Genomic DNA, 15,593 nt, shown 5'->3' on the forward strand with positions numbered 1-15,593 from the left:
GGTCGGTCAGCCGGCGCCCAGCGCCCAGCGCATCGGCACCAGCTTCGCCTCGGACTCCGCCAGCTCCGCCGCCGGGTCGGAGGCCGCCACGATCCCGCAGCCCGCGAACAGCCGCAGGTGGTGCGGGTCCGCGCCCAGCTCCGCCGACCGCAGCGCGATACCCCACTCGCCGTCGCCGTCCGCGCCCACCCAGCCCACCGGCCCGGCGTACCGCGCCCGGTCCATGCCCTCGATCTCCCGGATCAGGTCCCGCGCCGCCACCGTCGGCGTGCCGCACACCGCCGCCGACGGGTGCAGCGCCGCCGCCAGCGTGAGCGAACCCGCCCGCGCCGACCGGTCCAGCACCCCCGTCACGTCCGAGGCCAGGTGCATGACGTTCGGCAGGTGCAGCACGAACGGCGCGTCCGGCACGTTCATCGACGAGCAGAACGGCTCCAGCGCGTCCGCCACCGACCGCACCGCGAACTCGTGCTCCTCCAGGTCCTTCGACGACCGGGCGAGCTGCGCCGCGTGCAGCAGCGCGTCGTCGTCGCTCATCCCCGCCTCCCGGCGGATCGTGCCCGCCAGGACCCGCGACGTCACCAGGCCCTTCTCGCTGCGCACCAACAGCTCCGGCGTGGCACCCACCATCCCCGCCACCGAGAACGTCCAGCACGTCGGATAGCCGTCGGCCAGCCGGGCCAGCAGGAACCGCGGGTCCACCGGCCGCTCCGTCGTCGCCACGACGTCCCGCGCCAGCACCACCTTGTCCAGCGCGCCCGACCGGATCCGCTCCACGGCCTCCGCGACCACGCCCGGCCAGTCCACCGGCCCGACCGCGCCGTCCGCGAGCACCACCCGGCCCGGGTCCGTCACCGGAGCCCGCCGCACCGCGGCCAGCGCCGCGTCACCCGGGGCGTCCAGCGTCGGACCCACGCTCGTCGTCGTCATCCACGTCACGTCGCCACGACGCCCCACCACCACGCGCGGCACCACCAGGGTGCCCTGCGGGCGCTCGTCGTCGAACGAGTCCCCGGCCGGGCCGTCGTCGAACGCGAACGTGCCGAACGCGACCGGACCCGTGCCCGGCAGCCCCACCTCGTCACGCACCACCGCACGCGCCAGCAGGGCGCGCCACGCGGCGTCCGCGTCCGCGAACCGACCCGGGCCGAACGTGTCCAGCCGCAACGCCTCGCCCCAGCCGACGATGCCGTCGCCACGACGCACCCACGTCGAGGGGCGCGTGTCGGGCAGGAGGTCGACGAGAGCCGTCGGACCGCCCGGCAGCGCATCGATCCGGACGGTGCGCACCACGAGGTGCTGGGCCTCGGGGGCCGGGGGCGGCGTGCCGGCGGACGCGCCCGACGGCGGGACCGGCGCCGGGTGGGGCGTGGCAGACATCGCCCCCACCATACGCCGCGCGACCCCACGCCTCGCGCCCACCTGCCCCCGCCCGCGGACCGGCGTGGGACGATGACGCCATGTCCCGCGCCAGCCTGGAGAAGAAGCCCGCCGAGGTCGCGTCGATGTTCGACGGGATCGCCTCGCGCTACGACCTCACCAACGACCTGATCTCCCTCGGGCAGGACCGCCGCTGGCGGCGTGCCACCGTCGACGCCGTCGCCGCGTCGCCGGGGGAGAAGGTCCTCGACCTCGCCGCCGGGACCGGCACCTCCAGCGAGCCGTTCGCCCGCGACGGCGCCGTCGTCGTCCCCTCCGACTTCTCCCTCGGCATGCTGCGCGTCGGCAAGGCCCGCCGCGACGACCTCCCGTTCGTCGCCGGGGACGCCACCCGCCTGCCGTTCGCCGACGCCTCGTTCGACGCCGTCACCATCAGCTTCGGGCTGCGCAACGTCGTCGACACCTCCACCGCGCTGCACGAGATGCTGCGCGTCACCCGCCCCGGCGGACGCGTCGTCATCTGCGAGTTCTCGCACCCCACCTGGGCGCCGTTCCGCACCCTGTACATGAACTACCTCATGCGGGCGCTGCCCGCCGTCGCCGGTGCCGTCACCCGCGACAAGGGCTCCTACCAGTACCTGGCGGAGTCCATCCGCGCCTGGCCCGACCAGGCCGAGCTCGGCGCGCTGCTCCTCGACGCCGGCTGGGAGCGCCCGAGCTACCGCAACCTGTCGGGCGGCATCGTCGCCCTGCACCGCGCGGTGCGTCCGCTGGACTGAGGGTCGTCCTCGTCGGTGGCGTGCGGGCGCTGTTCGGGGCGGGTGCGGGCGTGGCGCGGGAGATCGGCGCGCGGTCGCGCTCACGGGCCCCAGGGGGCCCTCCGCTTCCGGTCTGACGACCGCGCGCCGACCTCCCGCACCCCGCCCTTTCGTCGTCGGGCGCATCGTGGTCGTGACTTCTCGTGCATCACGCGCTGATGGGTGAGGACGGACGACGTCGGTCGGTGGCGGTGCTGTCGCTCCTCGCGCTGCGAGCACGGGTGCGACCGACCGCGGAGGGTGATGCGCGAGGCCCGGGTGGGCGAGGGGTGTGCGCGGTCGTCGGACGGGAAGCGCAGGTCGCGCAGCGACCGTGAGCGCGACCGCGCACACCCCTCGCCCACCCGGGCCGGGAGCGAGGAAGAGCGTCAGGACCTGCTGGTGACCTTCTCCTGGACCTCGCTGACCTTCTCCTGGACGCGCGGGTCGTTCCAGGTGTCCACGGCCCAGCCCTTGGCCTTGTCGAGCTGTTCGCGACCCTTGTCGGTGCCGAGGAAGTACCCCAGCGCGACGCCGGCGGCGAGGGTGGTGATGGCCTTCATGATGTCGAGCCTCCTGGGTGATGGGGCGGTCGGGCGGTGTGCCCTCGACCGTATGTCGTGACCTGGCGGGACGCCAGTGTGCCCCGACTCGCGCCGAGGTCAGGCTTGCCTTCCTACACAGACTTCCGTCAGTGTGGTTAGAGTGCTCGCAGAACGTTGTGATCGGGTTCACAAGGATGCTTCGGCAATGGCGTCGAGGTCTCACTTTCCAGGAGGTGAGCAGTGCGAGCAGCGCAGGGTGACGACGCGGACGTGATCGTCGTGGGCGCCGGCCCCGCCGGTGCCTCGACCGCGCACTGGTGCGCCTCCGCCGGTCTCGACGTCCTGCTGCTCGACAAGGCCGAGTTCCCCCGCGACAAGGTGTGCGGCGACGGGCTGACCCCGCGTGCCGTGGCCGAGCTGGCCCGCATGGGCGTGGACACCCGCGAGCAGGACGGCTGGATCCGCAACGAGGGGCTGCGCGTCGTGGCGGGCGGGCGATCCTGGGAGCTCGCGTGGCCGGAGCTCACCACGTACCCCGGGTACGGCATGGCCCGGTCCCGCATGTCGCTCGACCACCGGCTCGTGCAGCACGCCCAGGCGTCGGGCGCGAAGCTGGTCGAGCGCGCCAAGGTCACCGGGCCCGTCGTGGACGAGCGCTCGGGCCGGGTCGTCGGCGTGACCTCGCAGCCGCTGGACGGCCGCGGCCGGGCCGACGGCGCGGTGCGCACCTACCGGGCTCCCGTGGTCGTCGCGGCCGACGGCGTGTCGTCGCGGTTCGCGACGGGCCTGGGGATCACGCGCCGCGACGACCGCCCGATGGGCACGGCCGTGCGGACCTACTTCCGCACCGAGGGCACGTCGCGGCACGCCGACCGGTTCATGGAGTCGCACCTGGAGCTGTGGGACGGCGCGCCGGGCGCGTCCAACCTCCTGCCGGGCTACGGCTGGATCTTCGCGCTCGGCGACGGGACGGCCAACGTGGGCCTCGGCTCGGTGAGCTCGACCCCGGCGCGGCAGTCCGCCATCGGCCACGACTACCGGGCGCTGCTGGACACGTGGATGCGCACCAGCCCGCCCGAGTGGGGCTTCACGCCCGACAACCAGACCGGACCCGTGCGGGGCGCGGCGCTGCCGATGGGCTTCAACCGGTCGCCCCTGTACTCGCGCGGCACGTTCCTCGTGGGCGACGCCGCCGGGATGGTCAGCCCGTTCAACGGCGAGGGCATCGCCTACGGCCTGCAGGCCGGGCGCGTCGCCGCGGAGTCCATCGCGCAGGCCCGCACCCGCGTCACCGACGACGCCCGGGAGCGGACGCTCGCCACCTACGCCGAGCGCATGCGCGCCGACCTGGGCGGCTACTACACGCTGGGCCGCCTGTTCGTGCGGCTCATCGAGCACCCCGCGGTCATGCGGGCGTGCGTGCGGTACGGGCTGCCCCGACCCGTGGTCATGCAGTTCGTGCTCAAGCTGCTGTCCGACTGCTACGAGCCCCGCGGCGGCGACTGGGTCGACCGGGTCATCGCGGGCCTGACGAGGGTGGTGCCGAAGGCATGAGCACGAGGAACGCCCGGAACGAGGCACCCCGGTGTCGGGGCGGGGCCGATCCGGCATGAGGTCCGCAGTGGCACGACGATGTGGCACGACCGTGGAGGAGAACCGATGAGCAACCCGTACGTCCCGGTGCTGGTCCTCATGGGGATCGCCGGCGTCCTCGCGCTCGGCGGGGTGGCGGCGAGCGCCGTCATCGGCCCGAAGCGGTACAACCGGGCGAAGCTCGACGCGTACGAGTGCGGCATCGAGCCGACACCGCACGCGACCGGCGGCGGACGCCTGCCGGTGAAGTACTACCTGGTGGCGATGACCTTCATCGTGTTCGACATCGAGGTCGTGTTCCTCTACCCGTGGGCGGTCGACTTCACCGTCCTGGCCGGGTTCGGGCTGGCGGCGATGCTGATCTTCCTGGCGCTCATCACCGTGCCGTTCGTGTACGAGTGGCGGCGCGGCGGGTTCGACTGGGTCTGACGGACGAAACGGCAAGGGTGCCGGCCGCGGCCGGCACCACTCCTGGGGAGGAGGGGTCATGGGGCTGGAAGAAGCGCCGTCAGGGTTCCTGCTGACGACGATCGAGGACCTGGCGGGCTACCTGCGCAAGGCGTCGGTGTGGCCGGTGACGTTCGGCCTGGCGTGCTGCGCCATCGAGATGATGGCGGCGGGGGCGTCACGGTTCGACCTGTCCCGCTTCGGCATGGAGGTGTTCCGCGCCTCGCCGCGCCAGGCCGACCTCATGATCGTGGCCGGGCGGGTCAGCCAGAAGATGGCACCCGTCGTGCGGCAGGTCTACGACCAGATGAGCGAGCCCAAGTGGGTGCTGTCGATGGGCGTGTGCGCGTCCAGCGGCGGCATGTTCAACAACTACGCGATCGTCCAGGGCGTCGACCACATCGTCCCGGTCGACATCTACCTGCCCGGCTGCCCGCCGCGGCCCGAGATGCTCATCAACGCCATCCTGGCGCTGCACCAGCAGATCGCCGACTCCCCGCTGGGCGTCAACCGGGCCGAGGTCGCCAAGGCCGCCGAGGCCGCGGCGCTCGAGGCCACGCCCACGTCCCAGATGATCGGCCTGCTGCGGTGAGCGCCGGCGACGAGGTGATGAAGGACCTCCAGGGCCCCACCACCCCCGACGCCGCCACGGGAGCCCCGACGGCGGAGGTCGTCCGGGAGCACACCGGCATGTTCGGCGTCCACGGGACGGGCGACACCACCGGGTACGGCGGGCTGGTGCGGGTGCTGACCATGCCGGCGGCCGCGACCCGCCCCTACGGCGGCTGGTTCGACGAGGCCGTCGACGTGCTCGCCGAGGTCCTCGCGGAGTCCGGCGTCGCGTTCGACGACGCCGTCGAGCGGGTCGTCGTCACCGACCCCCGCCGACGGGCCGAGGGCGAGCCGCCCAGCACCGACGCCGAGCTCACCCTCTACGTGCGGCGCGAGCACCTCGTCGCGGTCTGCCGGGTGCTGCGCGACGACCAGGACCTCCGGTTCGAGCTGTCCCTCGGGGTGTCCGGGGCGCACTACCCGCAGGACCCGGGCCGCGAGCTGCACGCGCTCTACCACCTGACGTCCGTCACGCACGGCCGCCGGGTGCGCGTCGAGGTCACCTGCCCCGACGCGGACCCGCACCTGCCCACCACGACCGGCGTCTACCCCGCCAACGACTGGCACGAGCGCGAGACGTGGGACTTCTTCGGGATCGTCTTCGACGGCCACCCCGGGCTCGCCCGCATCGAGATGCCCGACGACTGGCCCGGCCACCCCCAGCGCAAGGACTACCCGCTCGGCGGCATCCCCGTGGAGTACAAGGGCGCCACGGTGCCGCCGCCGGACACGAGGAGGCGGTACTCATGACCGCGACCGCGGGCATCCCGCACGCCACCCGACCCGCGTCGGAGGACTACGGGCCCGGCGTCGCCGGGTTCGAGGCGTCCGGCGGCGACTGGGACGAGATCGCGCGCGAGGCCATCGGCGAGGAACGGATCGTCGTCAACATGGGCCCCCAGCACCCGTCCACGCACGGCGTGCTGCGGCTCATGCTGGAGATCGACGGCGAGACGGTCACCGAGGCCCGGTGCGGCGTCGGCTACCTCCACACCGGCATCGAGAAGAACATGGAGTTCCGCACCTGGACGCAGGGCACCACGTTCTGCACCCGGATGGACTACCTCGCGCCGTTCTTCCAGGAGACCGCGTACTGCCTCGGCACGGAGCGACTCCTCGGCGTCACCGACGACGTCCCCGAGCGGGCCAGCGTCATCCGGGTGCTCGTCATGGAGCTCAACCGGGTCGCCTCCCACCTGGTGTGCCTCGGCACCGGCGGCAACGAGATGGGCGCCACCACCGTCATGACCATCGGGTTCACCGGCCGTGAGGAGATCCTGCGGATCTTCGAGGCCATCACCGGCCTGCGCATGAACCACGCGTACGTGCGCCCCGGCGGCGTCGCCCAGGACGTCCCGGCCGACCTCACCGACCAGGTGCGCGCCGCCCTGCCGAAGGTCCGCGGCTACCTCAAGGACCTCGGCGACCTCATGCTCGCCAACCCGATCTTCAAGTCCCGCCTGCAGGGCGTCGGCGCGCTCAACCTCGCCGGCTGCTTCGCGCTCGGCATCACCGGGCCGGTGCTGCGCTCCGCGGGCCACCCGTACGACGTCCGCAAGGCGTTCCCGTACTCCGGCTACGAGACGTACGACTTCGACGTCCCCACCGACACCGCGGCCGACTGCTACTCCCGCGTCGTCATCCGGCTGGAGGAGTGCTACCAGTCGCTGCGCATCGTCGAGCAGTGCCTCGACCGGCTCGACGCCACCGTCGGGGCGCCGGTCATGGTCGCCGACAAGAAGATCGCGTGGCCCGCCCAGCTCGCCGTCGGGTCCGACGGCCAGGGCAACTCCCTCGACCACATCCGCCGCATCATGGGCGAGTCGATGGAGGCCCTCATCCACCACTTCAAGCTCGTCACCGAGGGCTTCGGGGTCCCGGCCGGGCAGACGTGGCAGACGGTCGAGCACCCCCGCGGCGAGCTCGGCGTCCACCTCGTGTCCGACGGCGGCACCCGCCCCTACCGGGCCCACTTCCGCGACCCGTCGTTCAACAACCTCCAGGCCGTGTCCGTCATGTGCGAGGGCGGCCAGGTGGCCGACGTCGTCGTCGCGGTCGCGTCCCTCGACCCCGTGCTGGGAGGCGTGGACCGATGACCGCCGAACCCCTGGGCGCCCGCTCGCGCACCGGCTACGACGCCGCCACCCTGGAGGCGCTCACCGCCGACGCCGAGCGGATCAAGGCCCGCTACCCCGACGAGCGGTCCGGCCTCCTCCCGATGCTGCACCTGGTGCAGTCCGTCGAGGGGTACGTCAGCCGCGACGGCATCGTGTTCTGCGCCGAACAGCTCGGGCTCACCGCCGCCGAGGTGTCCGCCGTCGCGACGTTCTACACCCAGTACAAGCGCCACCCCAACGGCGAGTACACGGTCGGCGTCTGCACCAACACGCTGTGCGCCGTCATGGGCGGCGACGCCATCTTCGACCGGCTCAGCCAGCACCTCGACGTCGGCCACGACGAGACCACGCCCGACGGCGCCATCACGCTCGAGCGCGTCGAGTGCAACGCCGCGTGCGACTACGCGCCCGTCGTGATGGTCAACTGGGAGTTCTTCGACAACCAGACGCCCGAGTCCGCCACCGAGCTCGCCGACCGGCTGCGCGCCGGCGAGGACGTGGCCCCCACGCGCGGCGCCGCGAGCGTCTGCTCGTTCAAGGCGATGAGCCGCGTGCTCGCGGGCTTCCCGGACGGCCGCGCGGACGAGGGCGTCGGGGCGGGGGACGCGACGCTCGCCGGGCTGCGCCTGGCGCGGGCTGCCGCGGCGGTCGACGAGCCGTCGGGGTCGGGTCCGACCGGTGCGGGGGACGCCTCGTCGGCGGGCACGCCATCCGCCTCGGTCGTCCCTCCCTCGGCTCCCGCCAGGCCCGACCAGCCCGCCGACGAGGCGTCCCCCGCACCGGCCTCCGCCGACGGGGCCGCGCCGGAGACCGGCGGGGAGCAGTCGAGCGCCGAGCGCACGGAGGTCGCGCCGGAGGACGACGAGGCGGCTCGCCTGCCCGACGGCGGGAAGCCGAACCCGGAGCCGGAGAAGGGTGGCGACGATGACTGACCTGCTGCCGGTCCTGACGGACACGTGGGACCACGACCGGTCGTGGAAGCTGGCGACGTACGAGGCCGCCGGCGGGTACGCGGGCCTGCGGGCCGCGCTCGCCATGGACCCGGGCGACGTCGTGCAGGCCGTCAAGGACTCGGGGCTGCGCGGCCGCGGCGGCGCGGGCTTCCCCACGGGCATGAAGTGGGGCTTCCTGCCCCCGCCCGACGGCGGCCCGCGGTACCTCGTGGTCAACGCGGACGAGTCCGAACCGGGCACGTGCAAGGACATCCCGCTGATGATGGCGAGCCCGCAGCACCTCGTCGAGGGCGTGATCATCACCAGCTACGCGATCGGCTGCCACCACGCGTTCATCTACGTGCGCGGCGAGGTGCTGCACGTGTACCGGCGCCTGCTGGAGGCGGTGCGCGAGGCGTACGACGCGGGCTACCTGGGCACCGACATCCAGGGCTCGGGGTTCGACCTGGAGGTCACGGTGCACGCCGGGGCAGGCGCGTACATCTGCGGCGAGGAGACGGCGCTGCTCGACTCCCTGGAGGGGCGGCGCGGACAGCCGCGGCTGAAGCCGCCGTTCCCTGCCGTCGCGGGCCTGTACGCCCGGCCGACGGTGGTCAACAACGTCGAGTCCATCGCGTCGGTCCCCGGGATCGTCGCGCGCGGCGCGGACTGGTTCGCAGGGATGGGCACCGAGAAGTCCCAGGGCCACGGCCTGTTCTCCCTGTCGGGGCACGTCGTGACGCCCGGCCAGTACGAGGCGCCGCTCGGCATCACGCTGCGCGAGCTCCTCGACCTCGCCGGGGGAGTCCGGCCCGGCCACGAGCTGAAGTTCTGGACGCCGGGCGGGTCGTCCACGCCGATCTTCACCGCGGAGCACCTGGACGTCCCGCTCGACTACGAGTCCGTCGGGGCCGCCGGGTCGATGCTCGGCACGCGCGCCCTGCAGATCTTCGACGACACCACCTGCGTGGTGCGGGCCGTGAGCCGCTGGACCGACTTCTACGCGCACGAGTCGTGCGGCAAGTGCACCCCCTGCCGCGAGGGCACCTACTGGCTCAAGCAGGTGCTGCACCGCATCGAGGCGGGCCTCGGCGAGGAACGTGACGTCGACCTGCTGCTCGACCTGTGCGACAACATCCTCGGCCGGGCGTTCTGCGCGCTGGGCGACGGCGCGACGTCGCCGATCACGTCCAGCATCCAGTACTTCCGCGACGAGTACGAGGCCCACCTGGGCGGGCGCGGCTGCCCGTTCGACCCGGCCCGGTCCACCCTGTTCGACGACACCCCCGAGGCGCCGACGGCGCTCGCCGGGGCGGGAGGCCGCTGATGACCGCCACCACCGACAAGCCGGCCTCCACGCCGGTGGAGACGGTGACCTGCACCATCGACGAGGTGGAGGTCACCGTGCCGAAGGGCACGCTGATCATCCGCGCCGCGGAGCAGGTCGGCATCGAGATCCCGCGGTTCTGCGACCACCCGCTGCTGGAGCCCGCGGGCGCCTGCCGGCAGTGCCTGGTCGAGGTCGCGATGCCGGACCGCGAGGGCAACCTGCGGCCCATGCCGAAGCCGCAGGCGTCCTGCACGATGACGGTCACCCCGGGGATGGTCGTCAGGACGCAGCGCACGTCGGCCGTGGCGGACAAGGCGCAGCAGGGGGTCATGGAGCTGCTGCTCATGAACCACCCCCTGGACTGCCCCGTGTGCGACAAGGGCGGCGAGTGCCCGCTGCAGAACCAGGCGATGACGAACGGGCGGGCCGAGTCCCGCTTCGAGGACGTCAAGCGGACGTTCCCCAAGCCGATCCGGATCTCCACCCAGGTGCTGCTCGACCGGGAGCGGTGCGTGCTGTGCCAGCGGTGCACCCGGTTCAGCGAGGAGATCGCGGGCGACGAGTTCATCGCGCTGCAGGAACGGGGCGCGCACCAGCAGATCGGCCGGTTCGACGAGGAGATCCTCGACTTCGCGCCGCCCTGCGGCGGCCACGGTCACGGCGACGACGAGGCACCGGCCCGGGCCGCCGGCCCGGTGGACATCCCCCTCGGCGTCGCCCTCCCGGACACCTCCGGGCAGCCGTTCGCGTCGTACTTCTCGGGCAACACCGTGCAGATCTGCCCGGTGGGGGCGCTGACGGGCGCCCGCTACCGGTTCCGGTCCCGGCCGTTCGACCTCGTGTCGACGCCGGGCGTCGCCGAGCACGACTCCTGCGGCTCCGCGATCCGCGTCGACCACCGCCGCGGGACGGTGATGCGGCGGCTGTCGGGCGAGGACCCGGTGGTCAACGAGTCGTGGATCACCGACAAGGACCGCTTCGCGTTCACGTGGCAGTCGGCGCCCGACCGCCTGACGACCCCGCTGGTGCGGACCGACGGGGAGCTGCGCCCCGCCTCGTGGGTGGAGGCCCTCGAGGTCGCCGCGCAGGGCCTCGCCGCGGCCCGCGACGACGGCGGCGTGGCCGCCCTGCCGGGGGGCCGGCTCACCGTCGAGGACGCCTTCGCGTGGTCCCGGTTCGCGCGGACCGTGCTGCGCACCGACGACGTCGACCAGCGGGCCCGCGTCCACTCGGTGGAGGAGGCGGACTTCCTCGCGCACGCCGTCGCCGGGACGGGCGTCGGCGTGACGTTCGGCGACCTGGAGGCCTCGCCCGCCGTGCTCCTGGCGGGCCTGGAGGCCGAGGAGGAGGCCGGGGTCACGTTCCTGCGGCTGCGCAAGGGGGTGCGCCGCGGCACCCGCGTCTTCTCCGTGGCACCGTTCGCGAGCCGGGGCCTCGCCCGGCTCGACGGGACGCTGCTGCCGGGGGCGCCCGGCACCGAGGCCGAGTGGCTGGGCACCCTGGCCGCGCAGGCCGCCGGCGACCTCGTCCCCGCCGACGCCGACCACGAGCTCCTCGCCGACGTCGCCGGCGCGCTCGGGCAGGACGGTGCCGTGCTGCTCGTCGGGGAGCGGCTGGCCGCCGCGCCCGGCGCGTACACCGCGGCCCTGCGGCTCGCCGCGGCCACCGGGGCGCGCCTGGCCTGGATCCCCCGCCGGGCGGGGGAGCGCGGCGGGGTGGAGGCCGGGCTGCTGCCCGGGCTGCTGCCCGGCGGACGCCCCCTCTCCGACCCCACGGCACGCGCCGAGGTGGCCGCCGCCTGGGGGATCGACGCCGACGCCCTGCCCGCCGCGCGCGGTCTCGACACCGTCGGCATCCTCGACGCCCTGAGCATCAGACAGCTCGCCGGGGTGCTCGTCGGCGGCGTGGAGCTCGCCGACCTGCCCGACCCGGAGCACGCCCGCCGGGCGCTCGGCGCCGCACGGTTCGTCGTGTCGCTGGAGGTGCGGCGCTCCGAGGTCACCGACCTCGCCGACGTGGTCCTGCCGGTCGCGCCGCCCGTCGAGCGCGCCGGGTCCTACTGGAACTGGGAGGGCCGCGTCCGGTCCTTCGGCCAGGCGCTGGAGTCGTCGGCGCTGCCGGACCACCGCGTCCTCGACGCGCTCGCCGCCCGGCTCGACGTCGACCTCGGCACCCTGGAGCCCGCCGCCGCGCACCGCGCGGTCGCGGCCCTGCCCGCCTGGACGGGCGATCGGGCCGCCGCCCCCGACCAGCAGCCCGTCGACCCGGCTCCGGTCCCGGACGGCAGCGCCGTCCTGGCCGGCTGGCGGCTCCAGCTCGACGACGGGGCCCTGCAGGACGGCGAGCCGTTCCTCGCGGGCACCGCCAAGACGCCGGTGGCCCGCCTCAGCGCGGTCACCGCGGCCGGGTTCGACGTGTTCGACGGCGACCTGGTCACCGTGGCGACCGACCGCGGGGCGATCACCCTGCCGGTCGCCATCACGGAGATGGTGGACCACGTCGTGTGGCTGCCGCTGGCGAGCGTGGGGTGCCGCGTCCACGACACGCTCGGCGTCTCGCCGGGCGACCCGGTGCGCGTCACCCCCGCCGAGAAGGGAGCCGGCGCATGATCCCCGGCGTCGAGGCCGACTTCAGCAACGACACGATCTGGGTGTCGGTCGTCAAGGCCGTGCTCATCGTCGTCTTCCTCCTGACCAGCGTGCTCTTCGCCATCTGGTTCGAGCGCAAGGTCGTGGCGCGCATGCAGCTGCGTCCCGGACCCAACTGGCACGGCCCGTTCGGCCTCCTGCAGTCGCTCGCCGACGCCATGAAGCTCCTGCTCAAGGAGGACATGACCGTCACCCGGGCCGACAAGGTCGTGTACCTGCTGGCACCGATGATCTCGGTGTTCTGCTCCCTGCTGGTGTACGCCGTCATCCCGTTCGGGCCGAGCGTCACGATCCCGTTCACCGACTTCACGACCCCGCTGCAGCTCACCGACTTCCCCGTCGCGGTGCTGTACATCCTGGCGTGCGCGTCGATCGGCGTGTACGGCATCGTGCTCGGCGGCTGGTCGTCGGGCTCCACCTACCCGCTGCTCGGGTCGGTGCGCTCCACCGCGCAGGTCATCTCCTACGAGCTCGCGATGGGCCTGTCCCTGGTGAGCGTGTTCGTCATGGCGGGGTCGATGTCGACCTCCTCGATCGTGGCGTCCCAGGCCGAGCTGTGGTGGTTCGTGCCGCTGGCGCCCGCGTTCGTCGTGTTCCTCATCTCGATGGTCGGCGAGACCAACCGGCTCCCGTTCGACCTGCCCGAGGCCGAGGGCGAGCTCGTCTCCGGCTACATGACCGAGTACTCGTCGATGAAGTTCGCGTGGTTCTTCCTCGCGGAGTACATCGCGATGCTCAACGTGTCGGCCGTCGCCACCACCCTGTTCCTCGGCGGCTGGCGCGCCCCCTGGCCGCTGTCGCTGATCGGCGACGGCGTGCTCAACACCGGCTGGTGGCCGCTGCTGTGGTTCCTCGCCAAGGTCTGGCTGCTCATGTTCGTGTTCGTGTGGATCCGCGGCACCCTGCTGCGGCTGCGCTACGACCAGTTCATGGTGTTCGGCTGGAAGGTCCTCATCCCGTTCGCCCTCGGCTGGCTGGTCGTGCTCGCGACGTTCCAGTGGTTCGGCCTGGCGGGCGTCACCCGCACCCAGCTGATCGTCGGCATCCTCGTGGCGCTCGCCGTCGTCCTGGTCACCCTGTGGCTGTGGCCGGCCCGCAAGCAGCCCGACGCCACCGAGCCCGACGACGCCCCGTTCGACGCGTTCGCCCACGGCTTCCCGGTGCCCCCGCTGCCGGGGCAGAGCCTGCCGCCCTCGCCCCGTGCCCGCCGTCACGTGCCGCCCGCCGGGACGGAACCCGCCGGCGACGCCGCCGGCACCACGACCACGACCGCCACCGCGCCCGACGACGAGGAGGAGACGCGATGACCACGCCGTACGAGCCGCTGCGCCCGACCAAGGGACCCCTGGGCGAGCTGCTCGCCCCCGTCGCCGGGTTCGGGGTGACCTTCGCCTCGATGTTCCGGCCCGCGGTCACCGAGGAGTACCCGCGGCGCAAGACGCCCCCGCAGGCCCGCTACCACGGCCGTCACCAGCTCAACCGGTACGCCGACGGGCTGGAGAAGTGCATCGGCTGCGAGCTGTGCGCCTGGGCGTGCCCCGCGGACGCCATCTACGTCGAGGGCGCCGACAACGCCGACGCCGTCGAGGGCGCCCCCGAGGCCCACATGAGCCCCGGCGAGCGCTACGGCCGCGTCTACCAGATCAACTACCTGCGCTGCATCTTCTGCGGGCTGTGCATCGAGGCGTGCCCCACGCGGGCCCTCACGATGAGCAACGACTACGAGCTCGCCGGGCCCACCCGCGCCGGGATGATCTACGAGAAGCAGGACATCCTCGCGCCGCTCGCCCAGGGCATGCTCGCCGCGCCGCACCCCATGGCCGACGGCACCACCGACACCGAGTACTACCGGGGCGAGGTCACCGCGCCCACCGCGGCGCAGGTCGACTGGGTGCGCGAGCACCGGCCCGACGACGCCACCCTCGACGACGCCGCCGCCGTCGTGGCGGGCGACGCGCCGCCGCCCGTCCCCGCCCAGCACGAGCTGCGCCCCGACCAGGACCGCGCGGAGGCCGAGCGCGCCGCCGCGCACGAGTCGAACCTCGACGGCCGCTGGACCGTCCACGAGCAGGAGGCCCGCGCATGACGGTGTCCGGCGGCGAGGCCGTCCTCTTCTGGGTCGTCGCGCCGCTCATGGTGCTGGCCGCCGCCGGGCTGCTGTTCGCCCGCCGGGCCGTGCACGCCGCGGTCTGCGTCGTGTTCGTCATGATCGGCCTGGCCGTCCTGTACGTCGCCCAGGAGGCGCCGTTCCTCGGCATCGTCCAGATCGTCGTCTACACCGGCGCCGTGATGATGCTGTTCCTCTTCGTCCTCATGCTCGTCGGCGTCGACGCCGCGGACTCCCTCACGGAGACCATCAAGGGGCAGCGCTGGGTCGGGATCCTGCTCGGGGTCGGCCTGGCGTCCGTCCTGTGCGGCGTGATCTCGCAGGCCACGTTCCCGCCGCCGCAGGGTCTCGCCGCGGCCAACGAGGTGACCAACCCGGTGGCCCTCGCCCGCATCGTCATGCAGCACTACGTCGTCGCCATGGAGGCCGTCGGCATCCTGCTGGTCACCGCGGCGCTCGCCGGACTCGTCCTCACCCACCGCCGCCGGCTGGGCCGCAAGCCCACGCAGCGTGCGCTCGCCGAGGCGAAGGTCGCCGCCCTGCCGTCCGGGCGCACCCTCACCCCGCTGCCCGCCCCCGGCGTCTACGCGCAGAACAACGCGATGGACACGCCCGCGCTCGACCCGCAGGGGCGGCCGCTGGAGCACTCCGTGCCGCGCGTCCTGCGGATCCGCGGGCAGGAGCGCTCGGCCACGGAGCTGCTCACGGCCGAGGAGACCCTCGTGCCGCGCCTGACGGCCCCGGTCGACGACCCGGAGACCGCCCCCGAGGAGGAGCGCTGATGGAGCTCACGAACTACCTCTACCTGGCGTCGATCCTCTTCGCGCTGGGCGCCACCACGGTGCTGCTGCGCCGCAACGCGATCGTCGTGTTCATGGGCGTCGAGCTCATGCTCAACGCCACGAACCTCGCCCTGGTCACGTTCGCCCGCATGCACGGCGACGTCACCGGGCAGGTGCTCGCGTTCTTCGTCATGGTCGTCGCCGCCGCGGAGGTCGTCGTGGGGCTCGCGATCATCGTGACGATCTTCCGCGCCCGCCGGTCGGCCTCGGTCGACGACGTCAACCTGCTGAAGAGCTGAGGGG

General features: G+C 73.4%; 15 protein-coding genes. 13 read left to right on the forward strand and 2 right to left on the reverse strand.

Annotated elements, in window-relative coordinates:
- Positions 1 to 6: 6 nt before the first annotated feature.
- Complete coding sequence (locus ATJ88_RS03805) at positions 7 to 1,380, reverse strand: isochorismate synthase (protein ID WP_098465101.1); 1,374 nt, start codon at positions 1,378 to 1,380, stop codon at positions 7 to 9.
- Between the two features lie 80 nt (positions 1,381 to 1,460).
- Between ATJ88_RS03805 and ATJ88_RS03810 the strand changes: the two genes are divergently transcribed.
- The gene (locus tag ATJ88_RS03810; protein ID WP_098462682.1) at positions 1,461 to 2,159 is read left to right on the forward strand and encodes a demethylmenaquinone methyltransferase; all 699 of its coding nucleotides are present in this window, start codon (positions 1,461 to 1,463) and stop codon (positions 2,157 to 2,159) included.
- 407 nt (positions 2,160 to 2,566) lie between these two features.
- Here the strand turns inward: ATJ88_RS03810 and ATJ88_RS18035 are convergent, their stop codons facing one another.
- The gene (locus ATJ88_RS18035) at positions 2,567 to 2,740 is read right to left on the reverse strand and encodes a YtxH domain-containing protein (protein ID WP_141538607.1); all 174 of its coding nucleotides are present in this window, start codon (positions 2,738 to 2,740) and stop codon (positions 2,567 to 2,569) included.
- 222 nt (positions 2,741 to 2,962) lie between these two features.
- Between ATJ88_RS18035 and ATJ88_RS03815 the strand changes: the two genes are divergently transcribed.
- The 12 genes from ATJ88_RS03815 to nuoK all read left to right on the forward strand — a co-directional run bounded on the left by ATJ88_RS03815 (position 2,963) and on the right by nuoK (position 15,589).
- Positions 2,963 to 4,276 carry a geranylgeranyl reductase family protein gene (locus ATJ88_RS03815; protein ID WP_098462683.1) on the forward strand — a complete coding sequence of 438 codons (1,314 nt, stop codon included), beginning with the start codon at positions 2,963 to 2,965 and terminating at the stop codon, positions 4,274 to 4,276.
- Between the two features lie 105 nt (positions 4,277 to 4,381).
- Positions 4,382 to 4,744, forward strand: coding sequence for an NADH-quinone oxidoreductase subunit A (locus ATJ88_RS03820; protein WP_098462684.1), 363 nt, complete (start codon positions 4,382 to 4,384; stop codon positions 4,742 to 4,744).
- Between the two features lie 58 nt (positions 4,745 to 4,802).
- Complete coding sequence (locus tag ATJ88_RS03825; RefSeq protein WP_098462685.1) at positions 4,803 to 5,354, forward strand: NuoB/complex I 20 kDa subunit family protein; 552 nt, start codon at positions 4,803 to 4,805, stop codon at positions 5,352 to 5,354.
- A gap of 17 nt (positions 5,355 to 5,371) precedes the next feature.
- Positions 5,372 to 6,124, forward strand: a complete 753-nt coding sequence (locus ATJ88_RS03830) for an NADH-quinone oxidoreductase subunit C (protein WP_098465102.1) — start codon at positions 5,372 to 5,374, stop codon at positions 6,122 to 6,124.
- Positions 6,121 to 7,470 carry an NADH-quinone oxidoreductase subunit D gene (locus ATJ88_RS03835; RefSeq protein WP_098462686.1) on the forward strand — a complete coding sequence of 450 codons (1,350 nt, stop codon included), beginning with the start codon at positions 6,121 to 6,123 and terminating at the stop codon, positions 7,468 to 7,470. Before ATJ88_RS03830 ends, ATJ88_RS03835 begins: the two co-directional genes overlap by 4 nt.
- A complete protein-coding gene (gene nuoE, locus ATJ88_RS03840) occupies positions 7,467 to 8,423 on the forward strand; it encodes an NADH-quinone oxidoreductase subunit NuoE (protein ID WP_098462687.1) in 957 nt (318 codons plus the stop codon). The genes ATJ88_RS03835 and nuoE overlap by 4 nt, the downstream gene beginning before the upstream one ends.
- Positions 8,416 to 9,750, forward strand: coding sequence for an NADH-quinone oxidoreductase subunit NuoF (nuoF, locus tag ATJ88_RS03845; RefSeq protein WP_098462688.1), 1,335 nt, complete (start codon positions 8,416 to 8,418; stop codon positions 9,748 to 9,750). Before nuoE ends, nuoF begins: the two co-directional genes overlap by 8 nt.
- The gene (locus ATJ88_RS03850; protein ID WP_098462689.1) at positions 9,750 to 12,362 is read left to right on the forward strand and encodes an NADH-quinone oxidoreductase subunit G; all 2,613 of its coding nucleotides are present in this window, start codon (positions 9,750 to 9,752) and stop codon (positions 12,360 to 12,362) included. Before nuoF ends, ATJ88_RS03850 begins: the two co-directional genes overlap by 1 nt.
- Positions 12,359 to 13,708: an NADH-quinone oxidoreductase subunit NuoH gene (gene nuoH, locus ATJ88_RS03855; protein WP_098462690.1), complete on the forward strand. Its 1,350-nt coding sequence runs from the start codon at positions 12,359 to 12,361 to the stop codon at positions 13,706 to 13,708. The genes ATJ88_RS03850 and nuoH overlap by 4 nt, the downstream gene beginning before the upstream one ends.
- Positions 13,705 to 14,487 (forward strand): NADH-quinone oxidoreductase subunit NuoI, encoded by a 783-nt coding sequence (gene nuoI / locus ATJ88_RS03860; RefSeq protein WP_211287460.1) that lies wholly within the window; start codon positions 13,705 to 13,707, stop codon positions 14,485 to 14,487. Before nuoH ends, nuoI begins: the two co-directional genes overlap by 4 nt.
- Positions 14,484 to 15,290: an NADH-quinone oxidoreductase subunit J gene (locus tag ATJ88_RS03865; RefSeq protein ID WP_098462692.1), complete on the forward strand. Its 807-nt coding sequence runs from the start codon at positions 14,484 to 14,486 to the stop codon at positions 15,288 to 15,290. Before nuoI ends, ATJ88_RS03865 begins: the two co-directional genes overlap by 4 nt.
- A complete protein-coding gene (gene nuoK / locus ATJ88_RS03870) occupies positions 15,290 to 15,589 on the forward strand; it encodes an NADH-quinone oxidoreductase subunit NuoK (RefSeq protein WP_098462693.1) in 300 nt (99 codons plus the stop codon). Before ATJ88_RS03865 ends, nuoK begins: the two co-directional genes overlap by 1 nt.
- The last annotated feature ends 4 nt before the right edge of the window (positions 15,590 to 15,593 follow it).

It is taken from the genome of Isoptericola jiangsuensis (genome assembly GCF_002563715.1).
Lineage (GTDB): Bacteria > Actinomycetota > Actinomycetes > Actinomycetales > Cellulomonadaceae > Isoptericola > Isoptericola jiangsuensis.